Genomic DNA, 8,357 nt, shown 5'->3' with positions numbered 1-8,357 from the left:
CTACCTTGCCGGCCTCCACCTGCGCGCCTCGATAATCTGGATCAAAGACCTCACCCCGACCATCCGGTGATCACGACTCGATACACGCCCTAGTGGTTGGCTCCTGAAGTCCTTCGGGGGTTGACGTAGAGACAGGGCCTGTGCGAGGTGCCGGTTGTCGGTGTACAGGTGTGTCTGCACAGCTGGCTGTACTCCACGGCACCGTGGCCGCAGGTGGGGTCGCATGCGGTCGGCGGTGCTGGCGTCCTGGGAACGTCAGCGGTCGGCGATGTCGTCGGTGCTGGTCGTCCGGGCCGCGGCTCCACTCGGTGCGGGGCAGCCCCGGGCCGGTGCGTCCCGTGGAGGGTGAGGGCCGTAGGTTGATCTTCCGTAGCTGCTCGGGGTTGTCCAGGCCGCCGTCGGTGGCGCGGAAGAAAAGTCGAAGAAAGTTTGTCGCCGGATGTCGAGGGCCCGGTTCCCGCTCCGACTGAGGGGTGACAGCGCGCCGACGGGGCACGCAGAACCGGGAGGACACCCGAGATGAAGTACATCGCGATGATCTACGGCAACCAGGAGAAGTGGGACTCCTTCCCGGCCGAGGCGTGGCCAGAGGCCATCGCCAAGCAGGAGGCGTTCAACAGGAAGTACCGCGAGAGCGGGGAGCTGCTGGGGGCGTACGGCCTGGCGGACGCGGTCAACGCCAAGCTGGTGCGCCGCAAGGACGGGGCTCCGGCGGTCACGGACGGGCCGTATCTGGAGACCAAGGAGTACATCGCCAGCTTCTACCTGTTCGACTGCGAGAGCCAGGAGCGTGCGCAGCAGATCGCGGCGGACATGCCGTTCGCTTCCGAGGATCCGGTCGAGCTGTGGCCGGTCCTGCACGAGTCTGCGGCGGACATGTGAGCGTGGAACGTCGCATCGAGGACCTGCTGCGCGAGCTGGCGCCGCAGGTCCTCGGCGCGCTGGTCCGCCGGTACGGCGTCTTCGACGCGTGCGAGGACGCCGTCCAGGAGGCACTGCTCGCGGCCGCCCTCCAGTGGCCCGCCGAGGAAACGCCGGACAATCCCCGGGGGTGGCTGGCCACCGTCGCCTCCCGCAAGCTGGTGGACCACGTGCGCAGTGAGCAGGCGCGACGGCGCCGAGAGGACCGGATCGCCCTGGCGACGCCGCAGGCAGAGCTGCTGAGCCGCGCCGCCGACGCCGAATCGGACGCAGACCGGGATGACTCCCTCGCGCTGCTCTTCCTGTGCTGCCACCCGGCGCTGTCCCCGTCGAGCCGCATCGCGCTGACCCTGCGCGCGGTCGGCGGCCTGACCACCACTCAGATAGCGGCGGCGTTCCTGGTTCCCGAGTCGACCATGGCCCAGCGCATCAGCCGGGCCAAACAGACCATCAAATCCTCCGGCGCGCCACTGAGCATGCCGGACGCGGCGGACCGCGCCGAGCGGCTGCAGGCGGTGCTGCACGTGCTGTATCTGATCTTCAACGAGGGATACGTCACAACGGACGGCAACGACCTGACCGCGCCGGCGCTGTCCGCCGAGTCGATCCGCCTCGCCCGCTGGCTGCATCGTCTGCTGCCCGACGACGGTGAAGCGGCCGGGCTGCTCTCGCTGATGCTGCTCACCGACGCGCGTCGGCCGGCCCGCACCGGGCCCGGCGGAGACCTGGTGCCGCTGGCCGAGCAGGACCGCGGCCGGTGGGACCGACAGCTCATCGCCGAGGGGATCGCCCTGCTCACCGAGACCCTGCCCCGAGGACAGGTCGGCCCGTACCAACTGCAGGCGGCTATCGCCGCCGTCCATGACGAGGCCGAGCACGTGGAGGCCACGGACTGGCCGCAGATCCTCGCGCTGTACGGACTCCTGGAGCAGGCCGCGCCGAATCCGATGGTCACCCTCAACCGCGCGGTAGCCGTCGCCATGGTGCACGGGGCGGCCGCCGGACTGGAACTGCTCGCCGCCCTGGAGTGCGACAAGCAGATGGCACGCCACCACCGTCTGCTCGCCACCCGCGCCCATCTCCTTGAACTGCTCGGCGACCACACCGCGGCCGCGGACGGCTACCGCGACGCCGCCCGACGCGCCACCAGCGCAACGGAACGACGCCACCTCACCGCCCGCGCCACACGCATCACCTCAGCGCAGAGTTGATCGCGCCCGTCGACCGGCCGCCCCTTCCCGTGCTCGTCACCCGCGCCGTGCCCATCGTGCTGACCGCCTCCGAGCGCCACCGGCTGAAGAAGATGGCCCACGGCCACAAGACCCCGCATCAGGCCCGGCAGCGGGCAACCATCGTGCTGCTGGCGGCCCGGGGGCGCTCCAACGCCCGGATAGCCGGACAGACGCGGATGCACGTGGACACGGTGCGCACCTGGCGGGGCCGGTTCGCCGCCGGCGGCCTGCCCGCCCTCGCCGACCGCAGGCGCTCGGGGCGACCGTCCTCGTTCACCCCGTTGCAGATCGCCGAAGTCAAAGCGTTGGCTTGCCAGTTACCCGCTGAGTCCGGAACCCCGCTGTCACGCTGGTCGTGCCCGGAACTGGCCCGCGAGGTGGTCGCCCGGGCCATCGCGCCGGCCTTGTCGGCCTCCACCGTGCGCCGCTGGCTCAAGGCCGACGCGATCAAGCCCTGGCAGTACCGGTCCTGGATCTTCATCCGTGATCCGGACTTCCAGGCCAAGGCCTCTCGCGTGCTGGATCTGTACGCCCGTACCTTCGACGGCGAACCGCTGGGCGAGGACGAGTACGTCATCTCCAGCGACGAGAAGACCTCCATTCAGGCCCGCTGCCGCTGTCACCCGACCCTCGCGCCGGGGCAGGCACGGGCGATGCGCGTCAACCACGAGTACCGGCGCGGCGGCGCCCTGGCCTACCTGGCCGCCTACGACGTCCACCGAGCGAAGGTCTTCGGCCGCTGCGAGCCGAAGACCGGCATCGTGCCCTTCATGAACCTGGTCACCCAGGTCATGACCACCGAGCCCTACGCCAGTGCGAAACGTGTCTTCTGGATCGTAGACAACGGTTCCTCTCACCGGGGGAAGAAGGCCATCGATCGCCTGACCAGGGAGTTTTCGAACGCGGTCATGGTCCACACTCCCGTCCACGCCTCCTGGACCAACCAGATCGAGATCTTCTTCTCCACCGTCCAGCGCAAGGTCGTCCAACCCAACGACTTCACGGACCTGACTCAGGTCCGGAACCGACTGCGAGCTTTCGAAGACCACTACAACGCCACGGCACAGCCATTCCAGTGGAAGTTCACCACGTCCGACCTGGACGATCTGCTGGCCCGGCTCGACCGACATACACCCACCGACCGACAAGAAGAATCGTCCGTCACCCTGGCAGCCTGATTGAGCCGAAGCACGGTAGTTGTCACCGGCAGAGCCAGTTGAGCTGGTGAATGAGACCGGGTGAAGCAGGCTGGTTGTCACCGGCGAGGCAGGCGGCTTGTCACCAGTGCTCGTTCGGCAGCCTTCCTGTCACCAACAGCGAAGATCGCAAGCCTCGGCCTGTCCGGGGCGATGAACGGTCTGGTGGGGGGTTGATGAGGACGAGGCGTCCGGCTCGGTACGGTACCTCGTACACGAGCCGGTGCTGACGGGTGATCCGATGCGTCACTTCACTCGGCGCCAAGCGGCACCGGCCCCGCTGCGGTTTCGACATCGACGGGAGGGCGGTAGCGGCTGTCGCATCCGCCTGCCGCCCCGCGCTCAGGAGACCCTTCGGACCGGTTCTGCTCCGGTTTGGATCAGGAAGTCGGTGAGTGCTTGAGCCAGCCGTTCGGGCTGGTCCTCGGGGATGAGGGTGGATGAGTCGGCGATCTCGACCAGCCGGCCCTGCGGGTACAACTCGGCCAGCCGGGGGCCGTGCTCACGCGGCATCAACCGGTCCTCGGTCGCCCACACGACCAAAACCGGGCGGTCGAAGTCACGCAGTTGATCGCTCCAGGCGAGCAGGGTCTTGCGTTCGGGTGCCCCGGTGGCGAATTTCGCGAAGTCCCTGCGGATGGCCCTGCTGCGGGTGGCGGGAGCGAACCAATCGTCCATGATCTCGTCGGGGACCCCACGCAGACTCATCCCACCGTATCCACCCCGGCTGTGACGGAAGGCGGGAACGCGCATGAGCCGCGTCAGCAGCCAGACGCCCCCGGGAATCCTGCACACCTGTGCCATGGCCTTGGCCGGCCCTGGGGGAAAGTTGTCAAAGGCCTCGCAGGCCACCAGCACCAGGCGGGCGATGCGCTGGTCCTGCCCCTCCGACACCAGGAACTGACCACCGCCCCAGTCATTGAGGACGAGGGTCACCCGGTCCAGACCGAGCCCCTCGATGAACTCGCCCAAGAGCAGGGCAACACCGCGCTGGGACAGATCGGCATCCGGGTTCATCGGCTGACGATGACCGCCCAGGGGCAGCGTGGGCAGGACGCAGCGGTATCCGTCCAACAACGGGACCACCTTGCGCCACTGAGTCTCGTTCATCGGTAGGCCGTGGGCGAGGACCAGTACAGGCCCTTCACCGCCGGTGTCTTGGTAGTCGATCGGTCCGGACGACAACTCGATCCTCGGCATCCCAGCCCCTCACTTGATAGATCGTTCTACTGTAATCTTGGCGGGGAAAGGGGTGGAAGGCAATGGGAGAGTCGAACACGCGAGCCAGAATCCAAAGGGCCGCCACGGTGCTGTTCCGCCGACACGGCTACTCGGCCACCGGCCTGAAGCGGATCGCGGTGGAGGCGGACGCACCGTTCGGATCGATCTACCACTTCTTCCCCGGCGGCAAGCAACAACTGGCCGAGGACATGATCCGCGTATCCGGAACCGAGTACGGCCGAATGGTCCTGGCTCTGCTGGACAGCGCGCCCGATCCGATGGAGTCCCTCGTGCGCGCATTCGAAGCTGCTGCAGATGACCTGGCTGCCGCCGACTATGCCGACGCGTGCCCGATCGGGACGGTGGCCCTGGAGGTCGCGAGCAGCAATGAGGTGTTGCGCACCGCGACGGCGGAGGTTTTCGAGGAGTGGGTCGGCGCGGCGACGCAGTGGTTCGGCCGTTGGGTGGCCGAGCCGAGGACGGCGCAGTCCCTCGCGTACTCGATGGTCATGATGCTGGAGGGGGCCTTCATGCTCGGCCGGGCTGCCCGCGATCCAGAACCGCTGCGGGTGGCCGGCCGATCGATGGCCACCTTGTTGCGCACAGCCATCACTCCGGCTGGCGAGGACTGATCCCGAACACCGAGAAAGACAGCCCGTGCGTGAGCGGCGCAGGTTCACGACCGGCTCCACGCACACACCGTTCGGTGACAACAAGCCTGCCCTGGTGACAACTATCGTGCTTCGGCTCACTGATCAACCCCCGAAGGACTTCCGGAGCTGACCACTTAGAAGCCGCGCAGATAGGCGCGGTGGCGGCACCCGGCAGCAAGGCAGGCACAGGTCTTGGCGATCATGGGGTTGCGACGCTCTGTGATCACCGGGGAGACCTGTGCCTGTACTGCCATCTTGGCTGACCGAACCGCTCTGGAGCCAATTCGCCGCCCTGCTGCCTGAGCGATCGGCGTACGCGCCGACCCATCCGCTGGGATGCCACCGCCCACGCATCAGCGACCGGATCGTCTTCGACAAGATGCTGCAGCTCCTGCGCTTCGGCTGCTCGTACCAGGCGATCGCCGACACGACCTGCTCGGCCACCACGATCCGCAACCGTCGCGACGAGTGGATACGACTGGGCGTGTTCGCCCGGCTCAAGCAGATCGCGCTGGAGTCCTACGACCGGATCGTCGGCATCGTCCTCGATCAGATCGCCGTGGACGGCTCCATCACCAAGGCCTCCGGAGGCGGCGAGGCGGCCGGTCGCTCACCGGTCGACCGCGGCAAACAGGGCCTCAAACGCTCAGGCATGACGGACGGGTACGGGATTCCCCTGGGCCGTGTCCTGGCCGGTGCCAACCGCCACGACTCCCCGCTGCTCGCCCCGCCCCTGGACCGTCTGGACGACCTGGGGCCGTTGCCCGACGACATCACCGTGCACCTGGACGCCGGCTACGACTCGGACAAGACCCGCGCTCTGCTCAACGAACGCGGCCTGCACGGACGCATCGCGCACAAGGGGGAGAAGGCGCCCATCCAGGCCAGTCAGCGTTGGCATGTCGAACGCACTCACGCCTGGCAGAACGCTTTCCACCGGCTCGCCCGCTGCTACGAGCGGCGCACCATCGTCATCGACGCATTCTTCGACCTCGCCGACACGATCGTCACCGTCCGTAGCCTGATCCGGCAGGCATGGACCACCCACCGCTGGGAGGAACGCCCCCGACGCCGAGCATGACCTGCCGCCTGTCCGCGCGGACTCTAAAGACCATCGTCAGGCCGCCCGCGTGGAAAGATGGGTATCGGCGGAGGACCAGTACTCCAAGCGATCTTGATGCTGGCCGGAGGGGTGTGTCAGTGCACCTCCGTGAGTGCCTGCTCGTAGGCTGCCTGAAGGAGTTCGGAGGCCCGGGGGTGGTTGGGGTTCGGGCGGGGAATACCCAGGTGCACCTCGCGGAGTTCAGCCATGAGGTCCTCCCAGAGATGCGGGCCGCCGTCCTCCAAGAGGCGAGCGCGGACGCTGAGTTCGGGTGTGGTCGGGCGGTGCCGCATTCCCCAGGAGCCGAGCGCGACCATGATGGGGACTGTCTGGATGCCCGCTTCTGTGAGGCTGTAGGTCGCTCGACGTCCTCGTTCGGCCTGCTCCTGCGTGAGGAGACCGCCGGCGACGAGGGCCTTGAGACGGCTGCTGAGGATGTTCGACGCGATCCCCTCCTCGGAGTGGCTGAGCAGCTCGCGGAAGTGTCGGCGCCCGCCGAACATCACGTCGCGCAGGACGATGAGGCTCCACTGGTCCCCGAGTGCCTCCACCGCCGCGTTGACCGCGCATCCGGACCGCGGTTTGTCTCGCATGCCCACCTCCAGTGATTGCATTCTGCCATCACCGAGTCTAGGCTCGCCCACGGCTAGTGATTGCAGTTCGCAATCACATCGCTTCGAGGGCAGGGGGCCGTGCAATGTCCCGCGTGAGGGTCCACAACTTCTCCATCTCTATCGACGGATTCGCCACTGGTGAAGGGCAGAGTCTCGACGCCCCGTTCGGCCACGCCGGCACGCGGCTCCATGAGTGGTTCTTCCCGACCAGGACCTTCCAGCAGATGCTGGGCAAGCCGGACGGGAGTACTGGGGTCGATGACGCCATCGCCGGCACCTGGGATGTCGGCATCGGAGCGGAGATCATGGGCCGCAACAAGTTCGGCCCCCAGCGCGGGCCATGGGAGAACGACGACTGGAACGGCTGGTGGGGGCCCAACCCGCCCTTCCACACCCCGGTGTTCGTCCTGACCCACCACCCCCGCCCCTCGGTGGAGATGGAGGGCGGCACCACATTCCACTTCATCGACGCCACGCCGCAGGAGGCACTCCGTCAGGCGCGCGAGGCCGCAGGCGACCTGGACGTGAGGATCGGTGGCGGGCCGACCACGATCCGCGAGTTCCTCGTCGAAGACCTCATCGATCATCTGCACATCGCCGTCGTCCCGATCGTTTTGGGCCGTGGCGAGCGCCTGTGGGACGGACTCGAAGGACTCGAGAAGCGCTTCCAGGCCGAGTCCGTGACAACCCCCAGCGGCGTCACGCACATGACCTTCACCCGGCCGTAGCGACCGCCCGCGCAGGCGGCAATCGGCCTCGGTCTCCCACCCCGCACGCTCCGAAGGCCGACAGGACGAACATCACTTCCAGGGACGGCACCACGTTCGCCGTCGACACGACCGGCCAGGGCGCGCCGCCTGATCGGCAGCGCCTTCAACGACCGCGCGACCGTGGCCGGGCTGGCCGACATGATGGCATCGCAGGCACAGGATCTCCGGTGGTCACAGAGCGTCGCAACTCCATGATCACGGAACCTGTGCTTGCCCCGTCTGCCAATGGGTCCCGCCCGTGCCTATCGGCGTGGCCTCTTAGGCGGGGCCTGCCGCTTCTTGACGATGACGTGCATGTCTTTGCCCGCGCGGTGCCAGGGGCATGGACAGCGTCGGCGAGCCCGGCCGGGCGATGGACGCGTCAGAGTCGGCATGAAGATCGACGCCCAGCACATCGATGAGCCCGGCCTCGCGGTTCTCGACATCACCGCCGCCGACGAGTAAACCGCTCTGCTGCACATTTCGCCGGGGCGTGCGGGGCGAGCGTGTCGGGGGCCAGCAGCTGCGAGGTGACGTTGAAGTGTCGGGTCTCCGGTAGTCGTTCAAAACAGTGCTAGGCCCAATACCGGTGATTTAGGTCTTTTTCCGGGAGGTTGGGGCTGGTTTGGTGGGTCCGACGAGGGTGACGACTGGGGTGTCCGGCCGGGG

9 protein-coding genes are annotated in these 8,357 nt (G+C 67.6%); 7 read left to right on the top strand and 2 right to left on the bottom strand.

Annotated elements, in window-relative coordinates; genetic code table 11:
* Positions 1–519: 519 nt before the first annotated feature.
* Genes ACZ7IB_RS48290 through ACZ7IB_RS48280 form a run of 3 tightly spaced genes read left to right on the top strand, consistent with a single transcriptional unit; the run spans position 520 to position 3,331 of the window.
* On the top strand, positions 520–882 hold the full coding sequence (locus ACZ7IB_RS48290; RefSeq protein ID WP_358862381.1) for a YciI family protein: 363 nt from the start codon (positions 520–522) through the stop codon (positions 880–882).
* Positions 879–2,132 carry an RNA polymerase sigma factor gene (locus ACZ7IB_RS48285; RefSeq protein ID WP_470921671.1) on the top strand — a complete coding sequence of 418 codons (1,254 nt, stop codon included), beginning with the start codon at positions 879–881 and terminating at the stop codon, positions 2,130–2,132. Before ACZ7IB_RS48290 ends, ACZ7IB_RS48285 begins: the two co-directional genes overlap by 4 nt.
* Complete coding sequence (locus ACZ7IB_RS48280; RefSeq protein ID WP_470921670.1) at positions 2,129–3,331, top strand: IS630 family transposase; 1,203 nt, start codon at positions 2,129–2,131, stop codon at positions 3,329–3,331. The genes ACZ7IB_RS48285 and ACZ7IB_RS48280 overlap by 4 nt, the downstream gene beginning before the upstream one ends.
* A gap of 360 nt (positions 3,332–3,691) precedes the next feature.
* Here ACZ7IB_RS48280 and ACZ7IB_RS48275 read toward each other — a convergent pair whose 3' ends face one another.
* On the bottom strand, positions 3,692–4,549 hold the full coding sequence (locus ACZ7IB_RS48275; RefSeq protein WP_470921668.1) for an alpha/beta fold hydrolase: 858 nt from the start codon (positions 4,547–4,549) through the stop codon (positions 3,692–3,694).
* 62 nt (positions 4,550–4,611) lie between these two features.
* Between ACZ7IB_RS48275 and ACZ7IB_RS48270 the strand changes: the two genes are divergently transcribed.
* Complete coding sequence (locus ACZ7IB_RS48270) at positions 4,612–5,202, top strand: TetR/AcrR family transcriptional regulator (RefSeq protein WP_470921666.1); 591 nt, start codon at positions 4,612–4,614, stop codon at positions 5,200–5,202.
* Between the two features lie 259 nt (positions 5,203–5,461).
* Positions 5,462–6,304, top strand: a complete 843-nt coding sequence (locus tag ACZ7IB_RS48265) for an IS5 family transposase (RefSeq protein WP_470921664.1) — start codon at positions 5,462–5,464, stop codon at positions 6,302–6,304.
* Between the two features lie 116 nt (positions 6,305–6,420).
* On the opposite strand, the gene ACZ7IB_RS48260 is transcribed toward ACZ7IB_RS48265, so the two are convergent.
* Positions 6,421–6,918: a winged helix-turn-helix transcriptional regulator gene (locus tag ACZ7IB_RS48260; protein WP_470921663.1), complete on the bottom strand. Its 498-nt coding sequence runs from the start codon at positions 6,916–6,918 to the stop codon at positions 6,421–6,423.
* Positions 6,919–7,022: 104 nt separating this feature from the next.
* On the opposite strand from ACZ7IB_RS48260, the gene ACZ7IB_RS48255 reads away from it, so the two are divergent.
* Complete coding sequence (locus ACZ7IB_RS48255; RefSeq protein WP_037692579.1) at positions 7,023–7,667, top strand: dihydrofolate reductase family protein; 645 nt, start codon at positions 7,023–7,025, stop codon at positions 7,665–7,667.
* Between the two features lie 336 nt (positions 7,668–8,003).
* Positions 8,004–8,153: a hypothetical protein gene (locus ACZ7IB_RS48250; protein WP_470921661.1), complete on the top strand. Its 150-nt coding sequence runs from the start codon at positions 8,004–8,006 to the stop codon at positions 8,151–8,153.
* The last annotated feature ends 204 nt before the right edge of the window (positions 8,154–8,357 follow it).

It is taken from the genome of Streptomyces sp. NPDC037301 (assembly GCF_055602785.1).
This window is presented reverse-complemented; position numbering and strand designations above follow the sequence as displayed.

What these genes read in the sequence shown, in the direction of transcription:
- ACZ7IB_RS48290 (WP_358862381.1), top strand. Translation starts at nt 520, where the DNA reads ATGAAGTACATCGCGATGATCTACGGCAACCAGGAGAAGTGGGACTCC.
- ACZ7IB_RS48275 (WP_470921668.1), bottom strand. Translation starts at nt 4,549, where the DNA reads ATGCCGAGGATCGAGTTGTCGTCCGGACCGATCGACTACCAAGACACC.
- ACZ7IB_RS48270 (WP_470921666.1), top strand. Translation starts at nt 4,612, where the DNA reads ATGGGAGAGTCGAACACGCGAGCCAGAATCCAAAGGGCCGCCACGGTG.
- ACZ7IB_RS48260 (WP_470921663.1), bottom strand. Translation starts at nt 6,918, where the DNA reads ATGCGAGACAAACCGCGGTCCGGATGCGCGGTCAACGCGGCGGTGGAG.
- ACZ7IB_RS48255 (WP_037692579.1), top strand. Translation starts at nt 7,023, where the DNA reads ATGTCCCGCGTGAGGGTCCACAACTTCTCCATCTCTATCGACGGATTC.
- ACZ7IB_RS48250 (WP_470921661.1), top strand. Translation starts at nt 8,004, where the DNA reads ATGTCTTTGCCCGCGCGGTGCCAGGGGCATGGACAGCGTCGGCGAGCC.